Source organism: Providencia sp. 2024EL-00732 (assembly GCF_044006275.1).
GTDB classification, from domain to species: Bacteria; Pseudomonadota; Gammaproteobacteria; order Enterobacterales; family Enterobacteriaceae; genus Providencia; species Providencia huashanensis.
This window is the reverse complement of the sequence record NZ_JBIPDG010000010.1, coordinates 102,363-126,317: the sequence shown is the minus strand read 5'-3', so window position 1 is coordinate 126,317 and position 23,955 is coordinate 102,363. Positions and strand designations below refer to the sequence as shown.

Annotated in this window: 18 protein-coding genes and 3 tRNA genes; 16 read left to right on the top strand and 5 right to left on the bottom strand. The window is 42.5% G+C overall.

The genetic code is table 11. The features are described 5' to 3' along the window. Nucleotides 1-221 precede the first annotated feature (221 nt). Nucleotides 222-1,025 carry a tetratricopeptide repeat protein gene (locus ACHB7C_RS15585; protein WP_129466647.1) on the top strand — a complete coding sequence of 268 codons (804 nt, stop codon included), beginning with the start codon at nt 222-224 and terminating at the stop codon, nt 1,023-1,025. A gap of 3 nt (nt 1,026-1,028) precedes the next feature. Here ACHB7C_RS15585 and ACHB7C_RS15580 read toward each other — a convergent pair whose 3' ends face one another. The 4 genes from ACHB7C_RS15580 to rsgA all read right to left on the bottom strand — a co-directional run bounded on the left by ACHB7C_RS15580 (nt 1,029) and on the right by rsgA (nt 6,897). Then, the gene (locus ACHB7C_RS15580; RefSeq protein ID WP_048605800.1) at nt 1,029-1,367 is read right to left on the bottom strand and encodes a hypothetical protein; all 339 of its coding nucleotides are present in this window, start codon (nt 1,365-1,367) and stop codon (nt 1,029-1,031) included. Nucleotides 1,368-1,374: 7 nt separating this feature from the next. Continuing rightward, nucleotides 1,375-4,716, bottom strand: a complete 3,342-nt coding sequence (gene mscM / locus ACHB7C_RS15575) for a miniconductance mechanosensitive channel MscM (protein WP_042845826.1) — start codon at nt 4,714-4,716, stop codon at nt 1,375-1,377. A gap of 30 nt (nt 4,717-4,746) precedes the next feature. Then, the gene (gene asd / locus ACHB7C_RS15570) at nt 4,747-5,646 is read right to left on the bottom strand and encodes an archaetidylserine decarboxylase (RefSeq protein WP_129466646.1); all 900 of its coding nucleotides are present in this window, start codon (nt 5,644-5,646) and stop codon (nt 4,747-4,749) included. A 198-nt stretch (nt 5,647-5,844) separates the two neighbouring features. After that, a complete protein-coding gene (gene rsgA, locus ACHB7C_RS15565; protein ID WP_042845824.1) occupies nt 5,845-6,897 on the bottom strand; it encodes a small ribosomal subunit biogenesis GTPase RsgA in 1,053 nt (350 codons plus the stop codon). A 145-nt stretch (nt 6,898-7,042) separates the two neighbouring features. Between rsgA and orn the strand changes: the two genes are divergently transcribed. The 4 genes from orn to ACHB7C_RS15545 all read left to right on the top strand — a co-directional run bounded on the left by orn (nt 7,043) and on the right by ACHB7C_RS15545 (nt 8,158). Then, nucleotides 7,043-7,588 (top strand): oligoribonuclease, encoded by a 546-nt coding sequence (gene orn / locus ACHB7C_RS15560; RefSeq protein ID WP_042845823.1) that lies wholly within the window; start codon nt 7,043-7,045, stop codon nt 7,586-7,588. A 262-nt stretch (nt 7,589-7,850) separates the two neighbouring features. Then, nucleotides 7,851-7,926 (top strand) — tRNA-Gly (locus ACHB7C_RS15555). A 40-nt stretch (nt 7,927-7,966) separates the two neighbouring features. Further along, nucleotides 7,967-8,042: transfer RNA gene (locus ACHB7C_RS15550), tRNA-Gly, on the top strand. 40 nt (nt 8,043-8,082) lie between these two features. Further along, nucleotides 8,083-8,158 (top strand) — tRNA-Gly (locus ACHB7C_RS15545). Nucleotides 8,159-8,843: 685 nt separating this feature from the next. Here the strand turns inward: ACHB7C_RS15545 and queG are convergent. Further along, nucleotides 8,844-10,025: a tRNA epoxyqueuosine(34) reductase QueG gene (gene queG / locus ACHB7C_RS15540; RefSeq protein WP_395347834.1), complete on the bottom strand. Its 1,182-nt coding sequence runs from the start codon at nt 10,023-10,025 to the stop codon at nt 8,844-8,846. Nucleotides 10,026-10,318: 293 nt separating this feature from the next. Here queG and tsaE point away from each other — a divergent pair, with 293 nt between their 5' ends. The 11 genes from tsaE (at nt 10,319) to rnr (ending at nt 23,945) form a co-directional block, all read left to right on the top strand. Next, nucleotides 10,319-10,783 (top strand): tRNA (adenosine(37)-N6)-threonylcarbamoyltransferase complex ATPase subunit type 1 TsaE, encoded by a 465-nt coding sequence (gene tsaE, locus ACHB7C_RS15535; protein ID WP_042845821.1) that lies wholly within the window; start codon nt 10,319-10,321, stop codon nt 10,781-10,783. 14 nt (nt 10,784-10,797) lie between these two features. After that, entirely contained in the window at nt 10,798-12,084 is a 1,287-nt protein-coding gene (amiB, locus tag ACHB7C_RS15530; RefSeq protein ID WP_042845820.1) for an N-acetylmuramoyl-L-alanine amidase AmiB, read from the top strand. Nucleotides 12,085-12,097: 13 nt separating this feature from the next. Continuing rightward, nucleotides 12,098-14,059: a DNA mismatch repair endonuclease MutL gene (gene mutL / locus ACHB7C_RS15525; protein WP_210855480.1), complete on the top strand. Its 1,962-nt coding sequence runs from the start codon at nt 12,098-12,100 to the stop codon at nt 14,057-14,059. Continuing rightward, a complete protein-coding gene (miaA, locus tag ACHB7C_RS15520) occupies nt 14,052-14,993 on the top strand; it encodes a tRNA (adenosine(37)-N6)-dimethylallyltransferase MiaA (protein WP_042845818.1) in 942 nt (313 codons plus the stop codon). The genes mutL and miaA overlap by 8 nt, the downstream gene beginning before the upstream one ends. Before the next feature lie 106 nt (nt 14,994-15,099). After that, nucleotides 15,100-15,399: an RNA chaperone Hfq gene (gene hfq / locus ACHB7C_RS15515; RefSeq protein ID WP_042845817.1), complete on the top strand. Its 300-nt coding sequence runs from the start codon at nt 15,100-15,102 to the stop codon at nt 15,397-15,399. A gap of 92 nt (nt 15,400-15,491) precedes the next feature. Continuing rightward, nucleotides 15,492-16,772: a ribosome rescue GTPase HflX gene (gene hflX / locus ACHB7C_RS15510; protein ID WP_395347830.1), complete on the top strand. Its 1,281-nt coding sequence runs from the start codon at nt 15,492-15,494 to the stop codon at nt 16,770-16,772. Between the two features lie 84 nt (nt 16,773-16,856). Beyond that, nucleotides 16,857-18,059 (top strand): FtsH protease activity modulator HflK, encoded by a 1,203-nt coding sequence (hflK, locus tag ACHB7C_RS15505; RefSeq protein WP_042845813.1) that lies wholly within the window; start codon nt 16,857-16,859, stop codon nt 18,057-18,059. Nucleotides 18,060-18,061: 2 nt separating this feature from the next. Further along, nucleotides 18,062-19,063 carry a protease modulator HflC gene (gene hflC, locus ACHB7C_RS15500; RefSeq protein WP_042845811.1) on the top strand — a complete coding sequence of 334 codons (1,002 nt, stop codon included), beginning with the start codon at nt 18,062-18,064 and terminating at the stop codon, nt 19,061-19,063. Nucleotides 19,064-19,343: 280 nt separating this feature from the next. Further along, nucleotides 19,344-20,645, top strand: coding sequence for an adenylosuccinate synthase (locus tag ACHB7C_RS15495; protein WP_042845810.1), 1,302 nt, complete (start codon nt 19,344-19,346; stop codon nt 20,643-20,645). Between the two features lie 366 nt (nt 20,646-21,011). Then, nucleotides 21,012-21,434, top strand: a complete 423-nt coding sequence (gene nsrR, locus ACHB7C_RS15490; protein WP_004907407.1) for a nitric oxide-sensing transcriptional repressor NsrR — start codon at nt 21,012-21,014, stop codon at nt 21,432-21,434. A 42-nt stretch (nt 21,435-21,476) separates the two neighbouring features. After that, nucleotides 21,477-23,945 carry a ribonuclease R gene (gene rnr, locus ACHB7C_RS15485; protein WP_129466638.1) on the top strand — a complete coding sequence of 823 codons (2,469 nt, stop codon included), beginning with the start codon at nt 21,477-21,479 and terminating at the stop codon, nt 23,943-23,945. Nucleotides 23,946-23,955 lie beyond the last annotated feature (10 nt).

Here is a 23,955-nt window from a genome sequence, read left to right as displayed (position 1 = left end):
GTAAGCCCTTCAGTAATAAGTTGGGTAAGTATGGTATTTACCCAACTTATTTATACTTAATTTAGAAAGCTAGCCAGTTGGGACTGAAATTCGGCGAAACGTGCTTTTTAAGTCAATTAGGTCATTTTTCCTATTTTTTCTCACAAAGAGAAAATTTACACTAGGGGTCTAGGTGTTTGGGTCGATATTAATGGATATAGCACTGTTGAGGGTTTCTTAGGATGAAAAAAATTGCGTTAGCATTGTTGGTGAGTTCTGTTTTTTATAGCTCAGTATTAATTGCAACACCGAGTACAGCTCCTACTGCTGCAACCACAGAGCAAGAACCCACGATAGAGCAGATTAAACAATTAGCGCAAAAAGGTGACCCTGAAGCTCAATTCCAACTTGGAGAACGTTATTTTAAAGGTAACGGGGTTTCTCAAGACTCGAAAGCCGCAGCGGATTGGTTTGTTCGGGCTGGGAACCAAGGGAATTCTGACGCACAGTTTAGGCTTGGCACCATGTTTGTGAATGGTTTTGGTGTTCGTCGTGACTATGATAAAGCGATGTTATGGTATGAGCAAGCGGCGGAAAATGGTGATACCCGCGCTGAAACCAATATGGCAATGATGTATGCTCAAGGCTTGGGCGTCCCGCAAAATTTAGAAAAGGCCGCTTTTTGGTTTAGAAAAGCCGCTCAAGGCGGTAATGTTATTGCCCAATTCCATATTGCTCAGATGTATTCGATTGGCAGTGGTGTTGATTTAGATGATGAAAAAGCTGTCTTTTGGTTTAGAAAAGCCGCCAAACAAAAAGATGCCAAATCCCAAGACCGTTTAGGGGTGATGTATTCAGAAGGGCGTGGTGTTAAGAAAAACTTACAGCAAGCTTATGCATGGTTATCTACCGCAGTTTATAGTGGCAATGCGGAGAGCCGCCGTTTGCAAAGTAAAATTGAAGAGCAATTAGAGAGCGCAGACTTACAACAAGCGCAGAAACTGGCTGAAAGTTATATTAAATCCTACGGGAAAAAAGCCAGTTGATTGTTAGTTTGATGGGCCGGAGATAATTCTGGCCCCTGCCATTATAAGTAGTGACAATATCAGGTAGCTCCAACTCAACCGATAAAAGCGGTTATAACCCCACCCCCGTCGGATACTCAGCTGTACCTCTTTAGAAGAAAGCGTCGCCGTCATCATGCGAAATATCACAATGTAGACTAAGCAATAAGCTTGCCATAGGTAGAGTGTATTAAATGCGAAACTTTTACCAACGATTAATAAGATAATTAATGGGATCAAAAAGAATAAAATTGACCCAACTCGTTCAAGTTGGGCAATCCTCAGCTTAATTAGCTCATCTTGATGCTGTGGCTCTAGCGACATAATCGGTTTACAACTCCCCAGACTTACGAGCAGGATTGCGCCCAGAGAGGTTGTTAGTTGCACTCTGCAGTGAGTTATCGCGCACATCGACCCTCGCTTGGAATGGTGGGAATGGTAAGGTAATCCCTTGTTCAGCAAAGGAAACTAAAATATTTTGGTGGATCTCATGACGAGCCGGTAAGCGGTGCCCCATCTCAGCTGCATAGACACGTAACTCAAATATTTGAATCCCTTGCTGTAAATCAACCAAATACACTTCTGGCGCTGGGTTATCTAAGATCATCGTAGAGCGATTCGCTGCACGTAAAATAGTGTTAGTCACTAACTCACTGTTGGCATCTGATGGTGCGGGGATGGTCATAACGATACGGGTGATAGTGTCAGAAAGTGACCAGTTAATAAATTGCTCGGTAATAAAAGCCTTGTTCGGCACAATAATTTCTTTTCTATCCCAATCTGTTAGGGTCGTTGCCCGGGTATTGATTTTGGTGATGCTACCCGTTAAGTTACGAATAGTCACGGTGTCCCCGATACGAATTGGTTTTTCAAATAAAATCATCAAACCAGAAATAATATTGGCAAAAATTTCTTGTAAACCGAAGCCAAGCCCAACCCCCATTGCCGCGATTAACCATTGAAGTTTTGACCAGTCAATCCCTAACATAGAGAAGCCGACAATGGTACCAATAAGGGTGATACCATACTTGGTTAGTGTACTGATAGCGTAGCCAGTACCTGGCGTTAAATCTAAATGCTGTAATACTGCAAGTTCCAATAAAGCTGGAAGGTTACGAACTAATTGAGCCGTTACAATAATCGTTAAAATGGCAATAAAGATAGAACCCATCGTGATAGGCTGAATAGTATCAACACCATTTACTGTGGAAGTCACATCCCATAAGCGAATATTTTCTAAGAAAGAAAATGCAGTGTGTAATTCTGACCACAGCCAAATAAGTGATACCAAGGCTATCATGGTTAAAATTGAGCGTACCAGCCCAACAGATTGGGTACTGATAGTATCAAGGTCAATGACCTGTTCTTCGATATCAATATTCCCTTCGCTACTGGCACTTGCTTGTTGGTTGTCATCTTCACCTTTGGCTCGTTGTGCCAAAATCTCTGCACGGCGCTGCTTAGCACGCTCAAACGCAAGCTTACGGCGTTGCATCGACATCCATCGACGAATGGTGTGATATATAATGAGGATCACAAACCAAATTGCCACGGAGGTTTCTAAGCGGGCGAGTAGGGCTTGTGATGTTGAAAAATAGCCTAAAATAGAGAAAAATGCGGCAATGATGGGGGCGAGTAATATCATCCACCATAGTGCTTTATTAACAATATTTTCCCCAGACCCATGTCTATCTATATACAGCGGAATTTGTGAGCGACGTAGGTTATTAGTAATTAGGCTTAATGCGATACACAAAAAGATGAAGCAGAAACGGCCAATACTTGCCGCAAATTCCCTATCACTATAATGTTCAAAGGTAATAATGGCCATAACGAGAGGGACGATAACAAAAATAGCCATACGGTAATAACGCATCGCTCGTTTGACAGCGTCTTTGTCCCAACCAAAGTGGGAAATAAATAACCCCGTTGGGCGAGAGAAGGTCTCACTGATCATAAACAGCCATAAAAGTGGTGTGGTTGCACTCACACCAAAACCAATGGCAACGGCCATCGGATACTGCCATGCACTTTGTAACCCATAACCTATAGCGGACCACATCATTGGTAATGGCAGTGCCACAATAATCGACCAGAAAATAGTACGGATGGTTAAATAGAAGCGGTCTTGCGTCACTTTACCGATACGTAAACTGGAGCGATCAAGGAATGCTTGGTAATGTTTGCGAGTACTGATGCTAAAAATGACCAGTGCTATTGAACCTAAAAGATATAAAAAAGTATCTTGGGTTGTCACCATAACACTGAGTGCGCCAGCAAGCTGGGACAAGGTATCAAGTGACAGTAACTGGGTAATATCTGTGACTAGCAATACGGGATAACTGATGCTAATTGGCGGGACATCAGCTACCCAAAATAGGTAGCGGTTAGACGCATCTTTTACTTCTTTTAATGCATCTGTTAATTGCCCTGTCGCAACATTTAACTTTGTCAGTTCTAACATTTCAGCGTCAAGGCCTGAAATCAACGAGGTTAATAGCTCCCGACGTGTTTTGATTAAAGATTGATAAACCTGAATTTGGGCTGCATTTAGCTCATTAGCCGTTTCTTGTTCGCGGGTATCAATTTTAGTTAGTCTATCAAGGCTATCTTCGTAATTTAAGCGTTGGACTCGTAAATCAGCCATTTCACGGTCAAGTTGCTGGCTTTTAGGGATATCTGGCAAACGAGAAAGCTGTGTCCTCAATGCTTCCCCTAGAGTACTCGAACTACTGATCCATTGAGCTTGCTCGCGAATGGTTGTTAATGCTTGGCGAGCATCGCGAATACTGGTAGATATTTCCGATTGGCTGGTGGTAATCGCACTCATACGTTGAGCTTGAGCCGTTAATTCTTGTGACATTTTACGGTTGACATCAAGCTGTTCTTTCAAAAAGGGCGTTAATTCACCTTGTTCAGCCAACATTTCTGTATGTTCTAAAGCTAAAATGGCTTTTTGTTGGCGTTGAGTATTTTGAAAGTCACGTAATTTTTGAAGCTCAAGCTCCATGCGTTGATAACGTTTTTTATATAACTCTAAAGTAATACGTGAAATTTCTTGGCGATTATTGGCGGACAACTGCGCCATTTCTAATTCATTAACGGCTGATTTGCGAGCACTTACTTCCGCTTGAGCTAAGGTATACTGGGCTTCAGCCAAAGGCGTTGATGGAGTACTAAGGGATTGAAAGCGTGATGTTGCTTCAGTGAGTATACGCCTTGCTTCAGAAAGTTGTTGTGGCAGTACATTTAATGACTCACTGATCTCTCGGCCTTTATCTTGCTCCTGTTGGGTTAGACGGCTTTGGTCCAGTAATTGGCTACTGAGTTGAATAATACGCTGGTCTAATTCCCCTAAACTAATCCCAACTGGGATAGGGGCAGGTTGATCACTTTCGTTAAGTAGCTTTTGTCTTAGCTCCTTAATAATATTAGGGAAATCATCAATAGCTTTTTGATAAGATTTTGCTTTAGCTTCAGAATCACGAGTTTCGTTTATCCAATTGAGTGCGCCTTGTAACGCTTGAGCTATTTCTGCATCTTTGGGGTTTTTACTCGAATCAAGTTGTTTGAGCTCCTGCTTAATCTGTGCTTCATCCTGCGCCGCCGTAGGCGCCGCAACGGAAGAAAAAACGATTAACAGACTAACAAAAAAACTGATAATCAAACGCACAGTAAGGAGCTCCTTTAAGGAATGAGTGATTTACTTAACTTCAGTTGGTTCTTCTGCTACTTGATCTGCTACAGTTTCAGCGAGTAATTCACCCATACGTGTAGCATAACCAGGGATCAGCGATGGGTTAAAACTGATTTTATTGGCTTCAAATAAGTTAACCACCGTTGAACCAAGTTTAAAAAGCCCCATTTCTTCGCCTTTTCTCAGGAAAATAGCACCTTCAGAACCTAATTCAGGGTAAACCCAACGCTTGATTACACCTTCACGAGTCGCATTCACACAGCCGCTCCAGACTGTATCTATACTACCTACGATGGTTGCACCAACAAGAATTTGCACCATTAAACCAACTGGAGTGTCAAAAACGCAAATCAAGCGCTCATTACGCGCAAACAGATTCGGGACGTTTTGTGCCGTCAGTGGGTTCACAGAAAATAGGTCACCAGGGACATAAATCATTTCTTTGAGCAAACCATCACATGGCATGTGGACACGATGGTAATCACTTGGCGATAGATAAGTCGTAATAAATTGGCCACCGCGGAAATGCTCAGCTAATTGATATTGCCCAGCGAGTAATGCTTCAACGGTGTAATTGTGGCCTTTTGCTTGAAAAATAATGCCATCATTAATTGAACCAAGTTGACTCACCGCACCGTCTGCGGGCTGGGCAAGTTGATTATCTTTTTCAACGATTGGGCGTGCATCTTCTTTTAGCAGACGGATAAAAAACTCATTAAAGGTAGAATAAGCGGTCAATTCACTTTTTTGGGCTTCATTCATATCCACTTTATAGGCTTTTACAAACAGCTTAATTGCCCATTGTGTCAGAAACCCTGCATTTCGGCTCGCAAACCAGCCTGCGAATTCAGTAAGGCATTGTTTTGGAAGCATATATTGCAAGCGAATTTTAAATTTATCTAGCACGTTAACCTCTGGTTTTTAAAGGTATGTTAGCAAAAGGGCGGCTATTGTACACAGTTTACTCGCCATATTTCAAACGGTAGTAGGGGGTACCTAAGTGACAGGGAAATACATGTCTTTGGGGTTACCCAATTTTACTGCCGAACACTACTTAGAACTATTTAGAGCCGTAAACAACAAGGTTGTAAGCGCTCACTAACTTCACTTGTCTTTCGCTGTAAAGTTACCGCGGGGTTTGACCTGTTCCATACTCTCTAAGATGCGATGGTAGTTTTCAAAGCGTGATTCGGCAATTTTCCCTGTATCTACGGCTTCACGCAGCAAGCAACCAGGATCATCCAAATGTTTGCAATCACGGAATTTACAACCACCAAGGTATTCTTTAAATTCGACAAATCCTTTCGTCACTTGTTCCGTGGTTAAATGCCACAAACCAAATTCACGAACTCCGGGGGAGTCAATCACATCACCACCTAGCGGAAAATGATACAAACGCGCTGTTGTCGTTGTGTGCTGGCCTAACCCAGAGTTGTCTGAAACGTCATTAACGAGAATCGCCTCTTCATTATGCGGAAGTAACGTATTTAGTAAACTAGATTTACCGACACCGGATTGCCCTACAAATACCGACATTTTACCTGCTAGTATGTTAGTAAGTGCTTCCATTCCTTCATTAGTATGGCTAGAGACCTCGAGAACTTGGTAGCCAATATCACGATAAATAGTCATTAAATCGCTTACCCATTCGCGATTCTCTGTATCGAGTAAATCGACTTTGTTTAACACGATAATGGGTTGAATTCCGATAGTTTCACAAGCCACAAGATAGCGATCGATAATATTGAGAGACAGTTCAGGTAAAATCGCTGAAACCACCACGATTTGGTCAATATTTGCAGCGATTGGCTTTAAACCATCATAATAATCTGGACGAGTTAATACTGAGTGGCGGTCATGCACAGCTTCAACGATACCATTAACTTTAATGTCACTTTGTGTGTTTAAGGCAGGGCGCCATACCACTTTGTCCCCAGTCACCAGAGATGAAATGGTCCTACGCAAGTTGCAGCGTTGTATTGTGCCGTCGAGAGCCTCAATATCTGCATGTTGCCCAAACCGGCTGATGACTAGGCCTTCTTGCGCTTCGCCTAATTGGCTATCATCAATCTCAACTGTTTTTTGCTTTTTAAGCCTTTTTTGATGATTTTCCTGAACGCGGCGCTGTTGGCCTTTGGAAAGTTTCTGTTTAGCCACCTGTCCTCTCTTTGCTATTGGTAGTCGTTTAGAATATCAATTATACAGTAAGTTGTTAGTAGAGCTTGTTAAGGCAATACCTGTCACTTAAGGCATGAACAGTGCTATCATACCTTAACTTCATAGAATGCAGTTAGGGTATATCATGCAAAAGAATGAGAATAATTTAATTTGGATCGATTTAGAAATGACTGGTCTCGACCCCGTTCGTGATCGCATTATTGAAATTGCCACTATTGTAACAGATAGTCATCTTAATATTTTAGCAGAAGGCCCCGTAATTGCAGTACATCAGACTGATGAGCAACTTGCGTTAATGGACGAATGGAACGTGAATACTCACACCAACAGTGGGTTAGTTGAGCGCGTACGTAAAAGTACAGTGAGTGAGCGTGAAGCGGAGTTAGCCACTATTGAGTTTTTAGAAAAATGGGTTCCTCAGGGGGCATCCCCAATTTGTGGCAATAGTGTTGGGCAAGATAGGCGTTTTCTGTTCAACTATATGCCTGAATTAGAACGCTATTTTCACTATCGTTACCTTGACGTTAGTACGCTAAAAGAGCTTGCTCGCCGTTGGAAACCTGAGATTTTAGCGGGTTTCACTAAGAAAAATACTCACCAAGCCCTTGATGATATTCGTGAATCAGTCGCTGAGCTAGCTTATTATCGAGAGACATTTATTAAAGGATGAAAAGGTTTATAAATCTGCGGTCAATAGGCTGGTATAAGTATTATTGTTGAGTAAGTTACCAATGTTAATGTATTGAAATCAGATTTTTACAACGTTTGTTGATAAAATCACCATTGTGACTATTTTGTCGGCAAACGAATAAAAAAATTAAAAATTTGGGTCTAGGGGCTTGCTAGAATCTGAATTTTTCGTATAATGCGCTCCCCGTACCGATGAAGTTTTTGTAGTTAAGTCGGCACGTGGAATACCTAGAAATGGTGATGCGGGAATAGCTCAGTTGGTAGAGCACGACCTTGCCAAGGTCGGGGTCGCGAGTTCGAGTCTCGTTTCCCGCTCCAAATTTTCTTGGTGTTTTAGCTAAAGCACTATTTTCGTGATGCGGGAATAGCTCAGTTGGTAGAGCACGACCTTGCCAAGGTCGGGGTCGCGAGTTCGAGTCTCGTTTCCCGCTCCAAACTTTCTTAGTGTTTTAGTGATAGCAATACCCACCAAATGCGGGAATAGCTCAGTTGGTAGAGCACGACCTTGCCAAGGTCGGGGTCGCGAGTTCGAGTCTCGTTTCCCGCTCCAATATTTTCTTATCGTATTATTTTCTCTTATTACTCTTTCGTATTATTTACTCACACTTAAATCTAAGTGAAATCACGTATCGTTATAAATTCTGACGATCGACTACTTTTTGGTACATATAATTTCTACAAGCTAGGATCGACGCGGCTTAAACGATCTTTTCCAGATCTTATTCCGATTTTTACTTGCATTCATCATCCGGTCGCCATAGAATAGCCACCCCTTGCTAATAGGGTGTTCTATTTGGTGTTTTATTTAAAAGTGGTTAGGTTAGCCTATTAGACAAAAAATTATTTTTTACCGGGTTTTACTCTTTTTTCATGGTAGCTTGGTCTTTTAGTCACTTTATATCGATTAATCAACGTAAAATCAGTTTTTTTCTCTAATTACCTCATTGAAAAGTTATCCACAGCCTCGCCAATCTTAATGGACGATTATTGTCGTTTGAAATAACTTATTGCACAGAGTTATCCACAGGATGATAGGTTGTTTTTGTTTACATTATCAAGATATGACTTGTTAATTACTCTTTCGTAACCCATTGATTTTTAGTGGTGGGATATATTTTTCTAAAATGTGTTGAGCACGACTTGCAAATTCTTTACCTATTGGTAGCTAAGCCTTTTTTTATTTTATTCACATCTGTTTGACAATTCTTTTTTTTGAATATATAGCCGCGCTTTTTTTAGGCGTCTCTAGGCAAACCTTTAGTAATGGTGCGTACAAGACGCTTTTGTTGTGAAGTTTGAATTGTTACTTGATTTTCGTTGCGTCGATTGAGCTGCTGTTGGATTGCCCAGTGGAAGTGTTCATCCAGCATCCCGTTGATCCCTAAACGGTTTTGTAAGGCAAGTACAATGTTATCTTGGTAGGGGGCATTACCTAATGCTACGCTAATATTGCGTAACCATTTGATATAACCAATTCTGCGGATCGCCGATCCTTCTGTCAACGTTAAAAATTTATCTTCTGTCCATGAAAAAAGCTCAAGAAGTTCAGGGGTATGCAACGCTCGTCTCGGGCTGAAATCTTCTTCATCGGTAAGCTGTGAAAAACGGTTCCATGGGCAAATCAATTGGCAGTCATCACAACCATAGATGCGATTTCCCATTAATGGCCTAAATTCTTCAGGAATAGCGCTATCTAACTCGATAGTAAGGTAAGAAATGCAACGCCTTGCATCTACGGTATAAGGTTCGACAATCGCGCCAGTGGGGCAGGTCGTCATACAAGCCACACAGCGGCCGCAACCCTCTTCGATAGGTTGATCAATAGGCACTGGTAAGTTAATCAATAACTCGCCTAGAAAAAACCAAGACCCTGCCTCACGATTTAATACGAGAGAATGTTTCCCTGTCCAGCCTAAGCCTGCTTTAACGGCAAGGGGACGCTCTAAGATAGGTGCTGAATCGACAAAAGGCCTAAAGTTAAGGTCGTCAACATGGATACCATTTGCTAGCATCATCCCATCAAATTCGCGACAATAGGCTAAAATACGGTCAGAAAGTACTTTTAAACGTTTTTTCAATAGCTTATGATAGTCACGGCCAAGAGCATAACGGCTAATATAGCCTAGCTCTGGGTTATTCAGTGTACTGGCAAATGCGGCTTTGGCTGGAAGGTAGTTCATGCGTACACTGATGACGCGTAATGTGCCGGGGTGTAATTCATGAGGTCTAGCACGCATCATACCGTGGCGGTTCATCCATTCCATTTCTCCATGGTATTGTTTGTCTAACCATGCTTGCAGCTTGGGTTCTTCTTCAGATAGATCTGTATCGCAGATCCCCACCTGTTGGAAGCCCGCTTCAATGCCCCATTGTTTGATATTCTGGGCCAGAAGATTGAGATCGAGGTATGTCGCCATAGATCCTATTATGGTAAAGGTTAAAACGGCAGGCACTCTATCATGTCCTGTGTTTTTCATCAAAATACAGGAAAAAAATGCCTCAATAATTTAGAACTATTATAGGATATTTCTGATCTCATCATTCAAGTCATGTTAATTAAGAAAAATGGCCCGGCTTGGGTTAAGATAAGCAGTAATAATGATATTAATTGTTATATCTGTTATCCATTATTGCGCGATGAACAATAATGCAAAAGATCTTAGGCCTAAACAGGCTAGATAGTTCACTAATGACGTAATCAAAGAACAATATGAAAGAACGTACAATACAACTTGCCAACGAAGAGCAAACTGTTGCGCTAGGTTGCACTATCGCTAAAGCTTGCCAGCAAAATACCGTGATCCACTTGTTTGGAGATCTTGGGGCAGGGAAAACAACCTTCAGCCGTGGTTTCTTGCAGGCTCTTGGTCATCAAGGTCATGTAAAAAGCCCAACTTATACATTGGTTGAGCCATATGAATTAGCGGGTCGTCAGGTTTTTCACTTTGACCTTTATCGCTTAGCCGATCCCGAAGAACTTGAATTCATGGGGATCCGTGATTATTTTTCTGAAAATTCGATCTGTTTGGTTGAATGGCCGCAGCAAGGTAAAGGTTTTTTGCCTGAAGCGGATCTTGAGCTCCATCTAACCTATCAAGGTGAAGGGCGTCAGGCTCACTTTATTGCTTTGTCTGCAAATGGGGAGTCGTTGTTAGAAGCATTATCCCTACTTTAAGGAAGCTATTGCTCATGTTGAATGCATCAATACATAAAATAACAAAAAAGGGTTTTTTTACTGTTTTCTTCCTGTTTATGTTGTCGATAGTGTGGTTGTTTGTTGCGAAAGCACAGGCAGCGACGTTGTCTAATATTCAAGTCAGTAATAGCCCATCACAGGCAGAAGTGACCCTAAGCTTTACCGATGGTAAGCCTGATTACTCGTATTTTCCATTGCATTCACCTGAGCGCCTTGTTATTGATCTAAAACAACGGGGCGAGATCATTGGGCTCCCCCTTAAAGTCCCCGCGGGTGATTTAGTTAAATTGGTGCGCTCGAGCCAACCGTCAGATAATCAACATAAAAGGGTCGTCTTGGAGTTGTCTCGGGCTGCAAAAACTAAAGTGCAACTTAAGCAAGTTTCTGGCCAATACCAATTAATATTTACCATTTATACCGGTAATTCAGCAAATTCAGCATCACTAAATCGGACGAGTAGTGCAGCGGCTCCAGTGGCAAATAGTGCGTCGGATAAACCATTAAAAATGAATAAGCCAGCCCCTGTTGCAACACCTGTTCCCGTTAATAATAAGCAACTGCCAAAAGGCTCTAAACAAGTTGTAATTGCGATTGATGCAGGGCACGGAGGAAAGGACCCCGGGGCAATTGGTAAAAATGGTTACAGAGAGAAAGATGTTACGCTCAGTGTTGCACGCAAGTTATATCAGCGCCTTGAGGCGGACCCAATGTTCAAGCCCGCAATGACGCGTGATGGCGACTACTTTATTTCAGTCAGCGGTCGCTCTGAGGTTGCACGTAAAAAAAGCGCTAACATGTTAGTGTCTATACATGCCGATTCTGCGCCGAATAGCCGTGCTCGTGGGGCTTCTGTATGGGTATTATCTAACCGGCGTGCAAACAGTGAATTAGGTAGCTGGTTAGAGCAACGTGAGAAACAATCGGAACTATTAGGTGGGGCAGGTGATGCGCTTAGTGGTGCTGATCCTTACTTAAGCCAAGCGGTTTTAGACCTGCAATTTGGTCATTCCCAACGAGTTGGTTATGATGTTGCGGTTAAAGTTATCGAACAACTACGGAAAGTTGGCAATATTCATAAAAAAACACCAGAACATGCAAGCCTTGGTGTACTTCGCTCTCCTGACATTCCATCAATTTTAGTTGAGACAGGGTTTATCAGTAATACAGCTGAAGAGCAATTGTTGAAATCCAATGAATATCAAGACAAAGTTGCTGAAGCTATTCATTTAGGGTTACGCCAATATTTCCTTGCGAATCCAATACAAGCGGCACCACGCTAAGGGGTTTTGGGTCATGGCAATACACATTCTCTCTCCTCAACTCGCAAACCAAATTGCCGCAGGTGAAGTGGTTGAAAGGCCTGCCTCAGTAGTGAAAGAGCTTGTTGAGAATAGCCTTGATGCTGGGGCTACACGGGTTGATATCGATATTGAACGTGGGGGAGAGAAACTGATCCGCATCCGTGATAATGGCTGTGGGATTAGCAAAGATGAGCTGATCCTCGCTTTAGCACGTCATGCAACCAGTAAAATCGCAACGTTAGATGACCTTGAAGCGATTATGAGTATGGGGTTCAGAGGGGAGGCTCTTGCTAGTATTAGCTCGGTTTCACGTTTGACCTTAACATCAAAACCAGCAGATCAAACAGAAGCATGGCAGTCTTACGCTGAAGGTCGGGATATGGAAGTGTTAGTTAAGCCCGCGGCCCACCCAAATGGCACAACCGTTGAGGTGTTAGATTTATTCTATAACACGCCAGCACGGCGCAAATTTATGCGTACAGAAAAAACGGAATTTGGCCATATCGATGAAATTGTTCGTCGTATTGCGTTATCTCGCCCTGATGTTGCTATTAACCTGACGCACAATGGCAAATTGGTGAAGCAATATCGTGCTGCCCATGATGAAACTCAACAAGAAAGGCGGCTTGGTACCATCTGTGGTACCGCTTTTATGCAAGGCGCATTGAGCTTATCTTGGGAACATAGTGACCTTGCTATTAAAGGCTGGGTGGTTTCACCATCGAATATGCCAGTTAGTGAAGCACAATATTGTTATGTGAACGGTAGAATGATGCGTGACCGGCTGATTAATCATGCAATACGTCAAGCTTATGAAGGGCACTTAGAAGAAAACCAGCAGCCTGCCTATGTCCTTTATTTGACCATTGACCCGAAACAGGTTGATGTTAATGTGCATCCGGCAAAACATGAAGTACGTTTCCATCAGGCTCGCTTAGTCCATGATTTTATTTATCAGGCTGTTCGTACTGTCCTACTAGAAGCAGCATCAATTGGTGAATTGCCTGGTATTGAACCTGCAAATGCAGAATTTGAAAACCGTACCTCAGCAGGGGATAATTATTTTTCTTCTGTATCTTCTTCAACGAAGCTTGCTGAAACTGAATATGACGCTCGGGAGCCACTGAAACCGTCGTACGAGTCGTACGGAAAGGAGAGCAGGGAAAAGCAAGTTGCAGAGCCTTTGCTATCACAGCCAAAAGCGACATATTCAGGGGCCATAAAGACAGAATCAAAAAACCTCGCACCGGCCTACGACAAAAAAGCAGGTAGCCTTTACCAAAGCTTAATGTCGATCCCTGTTGCCCCTGAAGATAAAAAAACGCTTTTTCCAGAAAGGCAAACTATAGATAACCCGCAAGTTACGTCACAATCTGTAGCAAAAAATGCGGATGACTACCTTTTTGGCAAAGTATTGACAATTTACGCAAAAAACTTTGCATTAATTGAGTCTTCATTAGGGTTAATCCTGCTATCCTTAACGGAAGCTAATTATTTATTGAAACTTGCGCAATTGTCACCTGCGGAAGGTGGTTTAAAGCCTCAACCATTGTTAATCCCTCTAAAATTGTCACTTAAAAGTGATGAAATAGAGGTTTTACAGCGGTACAAGGAACAATTGACAATATTTGGTATCGAAGCCACGATATTTCATGGAAAAGTAACAATTCATACGGTATCGTTACCACTAAGAACACAAAATTTATCACAGCTTTTTTCTGACTTGCTCGGTTTTTTATCGACAAAAGAAAGCGTAACCGATGAAGATATCGCACAATGGCTCGCTAAAGCGATTTCACAGGTGAAACCAGATGAAAGCTGGAGTTTAGCTCAGGCTGTCCAGTTGCTGGCTGATGTTGAGCGGGTTTGTCCGCAGTGGGTGAGAAATCCTCCATCAACATTATTACAATTAATTAATTTACAATCCGTGGTAGCTACACTAACAAATGAGTGATTTAGTAACTCAGAAAAAACCTGATGCAATATTCTTAATGGGTCCAACGGCCTCAGGTAAAACCGCTTTAGCGATAGAACTTCGCAAGCATCTGCCTGTGGAAATAATTAGTGTCGATTCGGCATTAATTTACCGTGGAATGGATATTGGTACAGCAAAACCAACGGCAGAAGAACTCAGCCAAGCTCCCCACCGTTTGATTGATATTCTCGATCCAGCTCTCCCGTATAGTGCTGCCGACTTTCGCCGTGACGCATTAAATGTAATGGGGGAAATTACAGCACAAGGTAAAATCCCATTATTAGTAGGCGGTACGATGCTGTATTTCAAAGCATTGTTGGAAGGGCTTTCACCATTACCTTCTGCAGATCCTGCTATTCGCTCAGAAATCGAACAAATTGCACAAAAACAAGGGTGGGATGAAATTCACCGTCGTTTGGCTGAGGTGGACCCGGTTGCGGCAGCAAGGATCCACCCTAATGATCCACAAAGATTATCCCGTGCTTTAGAGGTATATCTCATTTCGGGACAAACTTTGACTGAAATGACACAAACAGCCGGTGAAGAATTGCCTTATAATGTGTTTCAGTTTGCTATTGCGCCACAAGATCGTAAAATTTTACATGAGCGTATAGAACAACGTTTTCATCAGATGATAAACGCGGGCTTTGAAGATGAAGTGCGAGCGCTTTATCAACGAGGTGACTTACATGTCGATCTCCCTTCAATTCGTTGTGTGGGGTACCGGCAAATGTGGTCATACTTAGATGGCGAAATTAGCCATGATGAAATGATTTATCGGGGGGTCTGTGCAACTCGCCAATTGGCAAAACGCCAGATTACCTGGTTAAGAGGCTGGGAAAATATTCACTGGTTAGATAGTGAACAACCTCAGCAAGCGCTTGACACAGTTATGCAGGTTGTATGTGCATAGGACTGATGTTTGTGTACAATTAGAACGTTAAGCGCAATTTTTGAGTAGTTAATTTTGGAATCTTAAAGATTCTCTTTTAAAAACAACAAAATAAGGAAAACATAGAATGGCTAAGGGGCAATCTTTGCAAGATCCGTTCCTGAACGCATTACGTCGTGAAAGGGTTCCGGTCTCTATTTATCTCGTTAATGGCATCAAATTGCAGGGGCAAATTGAATCTTTTGACCAATTTGTCATTTTATTAAAAAACACAGTTAGTCAGATGGTTTATAAACACGCTATCTCTACTGTTGTCCCTGCTCGCCCTGTCTCCCACCATAGCGGTACTGGTGGCAGCACTGGTACTGGTAATGGTAATTACCATTCAGGTGCTCCGGCAGCGCAAGATGGCGAAGTAACTGAGTAAGTTTGTACGCTAAAAGACAAGGAAAGCATGGGTAGGGAGACTATACCTATGTTTTTCCTTTGCAATTATTGTTTAGCCTAAGAGGTTACACCTTGTTTGATAGGTATGAAGGCGGTGAACTAGCGGTATTAGTCCATGTCTTTTTTTCTCAAGAAAAAGACGTTGATAATCTGGCAGAATTCGAGTCACTTGTGACATCTGCTGGGGTAAAGCCAGTACAAATAGTTACGGGCAGTCGTAAAGCTCCTCATCCAAAGTTTTTTGTTGGTGAAGGAAAAGCAGAAGAAATAGCCCAAGCCGTTGAGGAAAGTGGTGCAGATGTGGTGTTGTTTAATCATACTCTAAGCCCTGCTCAAGAACGTAATCTCGAAAGGATTTGCCAATGTAAGGTGGTTGACCGTACAGGGGTAATTTTAGATATTTTTGCTCAACGCGCACGCACGCACGAAGGTAAACTTCAAGTTGAATTGGCTCAATTACGGCATTTATCGACTCGTTTAGTGAGAGGATGGACGCATCTTGAGCGACAAAAAGGCGGGATTGGCTTACGTGGTCCCGGTGAAACTCAACTTGAGACAGACCGGCGGTTATTACGGGACAAAATCAAACAAATTTTATCTCGTCTTAGCCGGGTGGAAAAACAGCGTGAACAAGGGCGTCAAGCGAGAAGCAAGGCGGATATTCCAACTATATCCCTTGTGGGTTATACCAACGCAGGTAAATCCAGCCTGTTTAACCGTATGACGGCCGCGGATGTTTATGCTGCTGATCAGCTATTTGCAACACTTGACCCAACGCTTCGCCGTATTGATGTAGAAGATGTTGGCGGCGTGGTTCTTGCAGATACTGTGGGTTTTATCCGTCATTTGCCACATGATTTGGTTGCGGCATTTAAAGCAACCCTGCAAGAAACACGTGAAGCAACGTTATTGCTGCACGTTATCGATGCAGCAGATAATCGTTTGGATGAAAATATCCATGCGGTTGAAAGCGTGTTGGAAGAAATAGAAGCGGATGAAATACCCGTACTTTTAGTGATGAACAAAGTGGATATGCTGGAAGATTTTATCCCGCGTATCGACAGAGATGAGGATAACAAACCTGTTCGTGTCTGGGTCTCAGCACAAACGGGTGATGGTATCCCGTTGCTGTTACAAGCATTGACGGAACGTCTTTCAGGTGAGATCGCACATGTTGAATTGCGTTTACCACCTAATGAAGGTCGTTTGCGAAGCCGTTTTTATCAACTCCAATCTATCGAACGTGAGTGGTTGGAAGAGGACGGCTCAATCGGCCTTGAGGTGCGTATGCCAATGGTGGATTGGCGACGTCTATGCAAACAAGAGCAGCAATTACCTGACTACGTTATATAATTGTATAGTTAGGCAATGGAATTGATATTAAGAGCCCTATCGCTCTTAGCCCTGAAAATCAATCATAAAGAATGGAGCTAAAACATGGCGTGGAATCAGCCCGGTAATGACGGACAAGACCGCGATCCGTGGGGAAGCGGCAATAAAGGCGGCAACTCTGGCGGGAACAAAGGTGGTCGGAAACGTGGGGCTTATGATCTCGACGATCTCTTTCGTAAACTAGGCAGTAAGCTTGGTGGAAATAAAGGCAGCGGTGGCGGTGATGGTGATAACAAACAATCATCACCAATTAGTGGCCGTTTAGGTATGTTAGCTCTTGCTGCCATCGTTGTTGTATGGGCCGGCTCAGGTTTCTACACCATTAAAGAAAGTGACCGTGGTGTAGTTTTACGTTTTGGTGAATATAGTGGCATTGTTGGGCCTGGTTTGAACTGGAAACCTACGTTTATTGATAGGGTTATACCTGTTAACGTAGAAACTGTTCGTGAACAAGCTACAAATGGCATGATGTTAACATCAGATGAAAACGTGATCCGCGTTGAAATGAACGTTCAGTATCGTGTTACCGACCCAGCACAATATTTATTTAGTGTAACGAACCCAGACAACAGTTTACGTCAGGCGTTAGATAGCGCAGTGCGTGGTGTTATTGGTCAGTCTGCGATGGAGCAAGTACTGACTACGAATCGTGCTTTTATCCGTGATGTCACACAAAAAGAGCTCGAAGCAACAATCGCACCATACAAAATGGGTATCACATTACTCGATGTCAACTTCCAAGCCGCGCGTCCACCAGAGGATGTTAAAGCAGCCTTTGATGACGTAATTGCAGCAAGGGAAGAAGAACAAAAAACAATTCGTGAAGCTCATGCTTATCGAAATGAAGTTCTTCCATTGGCAAAAGGTAATGCTCAAAAGCTGATTGAAGAAGCAGAAGCTTATAAAGCGAGTGTGGTCTTCAAAGCAGAGGGTGAGGTGGCAAGCTTTGCCAAAATGTTACCTGAATATCGTGCTGCGCCAGAGATAACTCGTGAGCGTCTCTATATTGATACGATGGAACGAGTTCTGAGCAATACACGTAAAATCATCGCGAATGATAAGAGCAACAGCATGCTAGTTCTGCCGCTTGATCAAATTATGCGTAATGGTAATGCAGCACAAGCACCAAAAGTGGCTCCATCAGCAAGAATGACGACACCAAGTAATAATTCGTCATCTTCAGGCGCAACTTCTACGCAGCCAAATAACGCTGTCCGTGGTGATGCAGTTAGAGTAGGGAGACAATAATCATGCGTAAATCGCTAATTGTTATCGTTATTGCCATTTTGGCAGTTGCATACGCATCTATCTTTATTGTGCCTCAAACGGATCGCGGTATTGTTTTGCGTTTTGGTAAGGTTCTGCGTGACTCTGAAAACAAGCCGATCATTTATGAGCCGGGTCTACATTTTAAAGTGCCATTTATTGAAACGGTTAAAATGTTAGACGCACGTATTCAGACGCTGGAAATTCAAGCTGACCGTTATTTGACGAGTGAAAACAAAGATTTAATGGTGGATTCATACCTGAAATGGCGCGTTACTGATTTCAGCCGTTACTATGTAGCGACGGGTGGCGGTAACCCATATCAAGCAGAAACACTATTAAAACGTAAGTTTAGTGACCGTTTACGTTCTGAGTTTGGTCGTTTAAGCGTTAAAGATATCATTACAGACTCTCGTGGTCGTTTAACTATTGATGTCCGTGATGCACTGAATAAAGGTTCTGCTACAGACGAAGCAACGAAAGATGCGGATGCAGCGATTGCTGATGCAGCAAAACGTGTAGAAGAAGAAACTAACCTGAAGCCACTGGTTGTTAATGCAAATAGTATGGCTGCATTAGGTATTGAAGTCGTTGACGTACGTATTAAACGTATTGAACTGCCAAATGAAGTTTCTGAAGCTATCTATGCTCGTATGCGTGCAGAGCGTGAAGCGGTAGCTCGTCAGCATCGTTCACAAGGTCAGGAAGAAGCGACTAAAATTCGTGCAGTTGCAGATAAAACTGTAACTGAAACCCTAGCAGAAGCTGAACGTACTGCTCTGACTTATCGAGGTGAAGGCGATGCAATGGCAACGAAACTGTTTGCTGATGCATTCAACCAAGACCCAGAGTTCTATGCATTTATTCGTAGCTTGCGTGCTTATGAGCAAAGCTTCAAGAGTGGTGAAGACGTGATGGTAATGAGTCCTGATACCGATTTCTTCCGCTTTATGAAAGCACCTACTAAGCTTCGCGCGACAGATTAATAAATAAGCTAAGTTGCGTGCAACCTAGCAAAATAACTGTTAAGCTATTAAAGAAAAGCCCGCTTCGGTGGGCTTTTTTTCGCCTGTCGTTTTAAGTGTAGGATTTTTCAGGGAAAATTTAAGCTGCTCAACTGATGATATTCACTTTGAGTTTACGGCAGAAATAAAAATACCATTTTACTTGCTTTCCAGAAAAAAATTTTTGTAATGCCAAAATATCACTGGAACAGTTCATTTTTGATGGTAGAATTCATTTTTAAGCAACCGAGTGTATTTCAAAATGGGTAAGAACGTTGTCGTACTGGGCACCCAATGGGGTGACGAAGGGAAGGGCAAGATCGTTGACTTGCTGACAGAGCGTGCTAAATATGTAGTTCGCTATCAGGGCGGCCATAATGCTGGCCATACTCTTGTTGTAAACGGTGAAAAAACCGTTCTCCACTTAATTCCATCCGGTATTCTTCGTGAAAATGTCATCAGTATTATTGCTAATGGTGTAGTTCTAGCGCCAGATGCATTAATGAAAGAAATGAAAGAATTGGAAGACCGCGGTGTTCCTGTTCGAGAACGCTTACGTCTTTCTGAAGCCTGCCCACTGATCCTGCCTTATCATATTGCATTAGATAATGCGCGCGAAAAAGCACGCGGTTCTAAAGCGATCGGTACAACGGGTCGTGGTATTGGTCCTGCTTATGAAGATAAAGTTGCACGTCGCGGTTTACGTGTTGGTGATTTGTTTGATAAAGCAACGTTTGCAGAAAAATTAAAAGAAATCGTTGAATATCATAATTTCCAACTGGTTCATTACTATAAAGAACCTGCTGTTGATTACCAGAAAACGTTAGATGATATTATGGCTGTTGCTGACATCTTGACTGGCATGGTAATTGATGTTTCTGATCTGCTCTATAAAGCCAATCAGAAGAATGAATTAGTGATGTTTGAAGGTGCGCAAGGTACATTACTGGATATCGACCACGGTACTTACCCTTATGTGACGTCTTCAAATACAACGGCTGGTGGTGTTGCGACAGGTTCAGGCTTAGGTCCGCGCTATGTTAACTACGTACTGGGTATCATTAAAGCTTACTCTACACGTGTTGGTGCTGGTCCATTCCCAACTGAACTATTTGATGAAGTGGGTGACTTCCTGCGTGAGAAAGGCCAAGAATTTGGTGCGACTACAGGTCGTAAACGTCGTACAGGTTGGTTAGATATCGTTGCTATTAACCGTGCGGTACAGATCAACTCATTGTCAGGTTTCTGCATGACTAAACTGGACGTGTTAGACGGTTTAGAAGAAGTTAAACTTTGTGTCGGTTACCGTCGTCCAGATGGCCAAATACTTGAAACTACGCCTTTGGCGGCAGACGAGTGGGATGGTTTAGAGCCAGTTTATGAATCAATGCCGGGTTGGAAAGAAACAACTTTTGGTGTGAAACAAAGAGAATTACTGCCACAAGCTGCTTTGAATTACATTAAACGTGTTGAAGACTTAACCGGTATTCCAGTTGATATTATTTCAACCGGTCCAGATCGTTCAGAAACAATGATCTTACGTGACCCATTTGACGTTGAGTAATAACACTGACAGCGCCTAATACAGGCGCTGTTTTTTTACTGCCTTATCCACATTTCCTGCCTTGTGATGTATCTTCTTTGATAAAGCATTCCAAATTTCACATAATATCCGCATAATGATTGATAAAATTGAATCTTCTGTATGTATTTTGTGCAATTAAGTGCATATTTGATTTGGGTAATACGCTAAACTGTATTTAAGTCTATATAATTTACTTACGTGCTCTATTTTATGCAGAAAGTAACGTTTCTGGGAGTAAAATAGAAAATATGCATTTTAAGGTAAGTCACATTTTTTAAGCCAAAAGCTTTTTTAGACTAATCGCTTTGTGGCCAAATGCGTTAAAGCCAAAATTTTGAGGTGATTGTGCAACTAACGAGTTTTACAGACTATGGATTACGAGCTCTGATTTATCTGGCTTCTCTCGGTGAGGGGAAGATGACCAGTATTACAGAGGTCACCGAAGTTTATGGTGTATCTCGTAACCATATGGTGAAAATTATTAATCAACTCAGTCACCTAGGTTATATAAAAGCCACCCGAGGTAAAAATGGCGGGATTACACTTGGGCAACCAGCTGAATCTATTCGTATAGGGGATGTGGTTAGGGCATTAGAGCCCCTAACACTTGTTAATTGTAGTGGTGAATTTTGCCACATAACACCTGCGTGTCGTTTGAAAGGTGTATTACACCAAGCAATACAGCAGTTTTTACAAGAACTTGATCAATATACGCTGGCGGACATGGTAAAAGATAACAGCCCGCTCTATCAATTACTGCTTGATTAATATTCGCAGTAGTTATGAATTCTGATGACAACGGAGGTAACGATGTCACAAGATCCTTTTCAGGAAAGAGAAGCAGAAAAATACGAGTCACCAATTCCAAGTCGAGAATATATTCTTGACCTTATCTCTAAACGTACAGCTCCTGCCAAACGCGAAGAAATCGCACAATTATTGAACTTATCAACTGAAGATGAACTAGAAGCTTTACGTCGCCGGTTAAGGGCGATGGAGCGTGATGGTCAACTGGTCTTTACACGCCGCCAGTGCTATGCGTTGCCAGAACGCCTAGATTTATTAAAAGGAAAGGTAATAGGCCACCGTGATGGTTATGGCTTCTTACGCGTTGATGGTAAAAAAGAAGACTATTATTTGTCTCAAGATGAAATGAAACGCGCTTTGCATGGCGATATCATTTTGGCTCAACCTTATGGGCAAGATCGCAAAGGGCGCACGGAAGTCCGTGTTGTCCGCGTGTTAGAACCCCGTAATAACCAAATTGTTGGCCGTTATTTTATTGAGTCAGGCATGGGGTTTGTTGTACCTGATGATAGCCGCCTTAGCTTTGATATTTTGGTCCCTAAAGACAAAATTAATGGCGCTCGTATGGGGAATGTTGTAGTTGTTGAGTTAGTCACTCGTCCACAACGCCGTTCTCAAGCTGTCGGTAATATTATTGAAGTACTGGGTGAAACGATGGGAACCGGAATGGCGGTTGAAATCGCATTACGCACCCATGAAATTCCACATTCTTGGCCACCTCAAGTTGAAAAACAAGTTGCTGACCTCAGTGAGCATGTCCCTGAGTCAGCCAAAAAAGGGCGCGTTGATTTACGCGACTTACCTTTAGTGACAATTGATGGTGAAGATGCCCGCGACTTTGATGATGCCGTTTATTGTGCACCGAAGAAAGGCGGAGGTTGGCGCTTATGGGTCGCAATTGCGGATGTTAGTTACTATGTTCGTCCGCAGACAGCTCTAGACACCGAAGCGCGTAGCCGCGGTAATTCGGTATACTTCCCATCTCAAGTAGTCCCTATGCTGCCTGAGGTGCTATCAAATGGTCTGTGCTCATTAAACCCAGGTGTTGACCGCTTGTGTATGGTGTGCGAAATGACGGTGTCTGCATCAGGAAAACTGTCTTCATACAAATTTTATGAAGCTGTTATGAGCTCTCATGCAAGGTTAACTTATACAAAAGTATGGAAAATCTTAGAAGGTGATGAAGAGCTACGTGAACACTATAAAGCACTCGTGCCACATATTGAGCATTTGCACCAACTATATAAAGCATTAGATTCCGCACGTATTGAGCGTGGTGCGATTTCTTTTGAATCTGAAGAAGCGAAATTTATTTTTAATGCTGAACGCCGCATTGAAAGTATCGAGCCGGTTGAGCGTAATGATGCACACAAATTGATTGAAGAGTGCATGATTTTAGCTAATATTGCGGCAGCTCGGTTTGTTGAGAAAAACGAAGAGCCCGCGTTATATCGCGTGCATGATCGCCCGAAAGAAGAGAGCGTGATGAATTTACGCTCTGTTTTCAGTGAATTAGGTTTAACTTTACCCGGCGGAATGAAACCTGAGCCAAAAGACTATGCTCAGGTCATGAATGAAGTGGCAGAGCGCCCTGATCATGAATTGCTGCAAACTATGATCCTGCGTTCAATGAAACAAGCTATTTATGACCCAGAAAATCGCGGTCACTTTGGTTTAGGTTTAAAATCGTACGCCCACTTTACGTCGCCAATACGCCGATACCCGGATTTAACATTACACCGTGGTATCAAGTATTTGCTGGCTAAAGAGCACGGTCATTCGGATAAACGCTGGACTGAAACGGGTGGCTGGCATTCTGATATGGACAGTATGCTACAATTAGGTGAGCATTGTTCGATGACTGAGCGCCGTGCTGATGAAGCAACTCGTGACGTCGCAGACTGGCTGAAATGTGACTTTATGCAGGATCAAGTTGGTCAAGTTTTCACAGGGTTAATTACCAGCGTGACCGGTTTTGGTTTCTTTGTTCGTCTGAATGATTTATTTATTGATGGCTTAGTGCATATTTCTACCTTGGATAACGATTACTATCGTTACGATGCTATTGGTCAACGTTTAATTGGTGAGTCATCGGGTACGACCTATCGTCTTGGTGATGAAGTGGAAATCCGTGTTGAAGCCGTGCACATGGATGAGCGTACAATTGATTTTGCTTTGATTTCAACAACTCGCAAGGCTAAAAACCCTGGTAAAACGACTCGGGACAGAATGAAGAAAGATGTCAAAAATGCGACGCGTTCAACCCGTAAAAAAGGGGATGCAAGCAAAGAGAAAAACTTCGAGCCTGATTCTGCATTCCGTCGTTCTGAGAAAAAAGCCAATAAAGGTGATGCTAAGCCAGATGTGAAAGGTAAAGGAAAGAGTAAAAAACCTTCCGATAAAACCAAGAAAATTACGGCTAAATTAAAAGCAAAACGTGTTGCAAAGAAAATACCAAAACAAGATGGATAGGTCTTTCTTA

Excerpts from the sequence above, each read along its gene's own strand:
- hfq (WP_042845817.1), top strand. The coding sequence starts at position 15,100 with ATGGCTAAGGGGCAATCTTTGCAAGATCCGTTCCTGAACGCATTACGT.
- ACHB7C_RS15580 (WP_048605800.1), bottom strand. The coding sequence starts at position 1,367 with ATGTCGCTAGAGCCACAGCATCAAGATGAGCTAATTAAGCTGAGGATT.
- hflC (WP_042845811.1), top strand. The coding sequence starts at position 18,062 with ATGCGTAAATCGCTAATTGTTATCGTTATTGCCATTTTGGCAGTTGCA.
- miaA (WP_042845818.1), top strand. The coding sequence starts at position 14,052 with ATGAGTGATTTAGTAACTCAGAAAAAACCTGATGCAATATTCTTAATG.
- rnr (WP_129466638.1), top strand. The coding sequence starts at position 21,477 with ATGTCACAAGATCCTTTTCAGGAAAGAGAAGCAGAAAAATACGAGTCA.
- queG (WP_395347834.1), bottom strand. The coding sequence starts at position 10,025 with ATGGCGACATACCTCGATCTCAATCTTCTGGCCCAGAATATCAAACAA.
- amiB (WP_042845820.1), top strand. The coding sequence starts at position 10,798 with ATGTTGAATGCATCAATACATAAAATAACAAAAAAGGGTTTTTTTACT.
- orn (WP_042845823.1), top strand. The coding sequence starts at position 7,043 with ATGCAAAAGAATGAGAATAATTTAATTTGGATCGATTTAGAAATGACT.
- tsaE (WP_042845821.1), top strand. The coding sequence starts at position 10,319 with ATGAAAGAACGTACAATACAACTTGCCAACGAAGAGCAAACTGTTGCG.
- mutL (WP_210855480.1), top strand. The coding sequence starts at position 12,098 with ATGGCAATACACATTCTCTCTCCTCAACTCGCAAACCAAATTGCCGCA.
- ACHB7C_RS15585 (WP_129466647.1), top strand. The coding sequence starts at position 222 with ATGAAAAAAATTGCGTTAGCATTGTTGGTGAGTTCTGTTTTTTATAGC.
- ACHB7C_RS15495 (WP_042845810.1), top strand. The coding sequence starts at position 19,344 with ATGGGTAAGAACGTTGTCGTACTGGGCACCCAATGGGGTGACGAAGGG.
- hflK (WP_042845813.1), top strand. The coding sequence starts at position 16,857 with ATGGCGTGGAATCAGCCCGGTAATGACGGACAAGACCGCGATCCGTGG.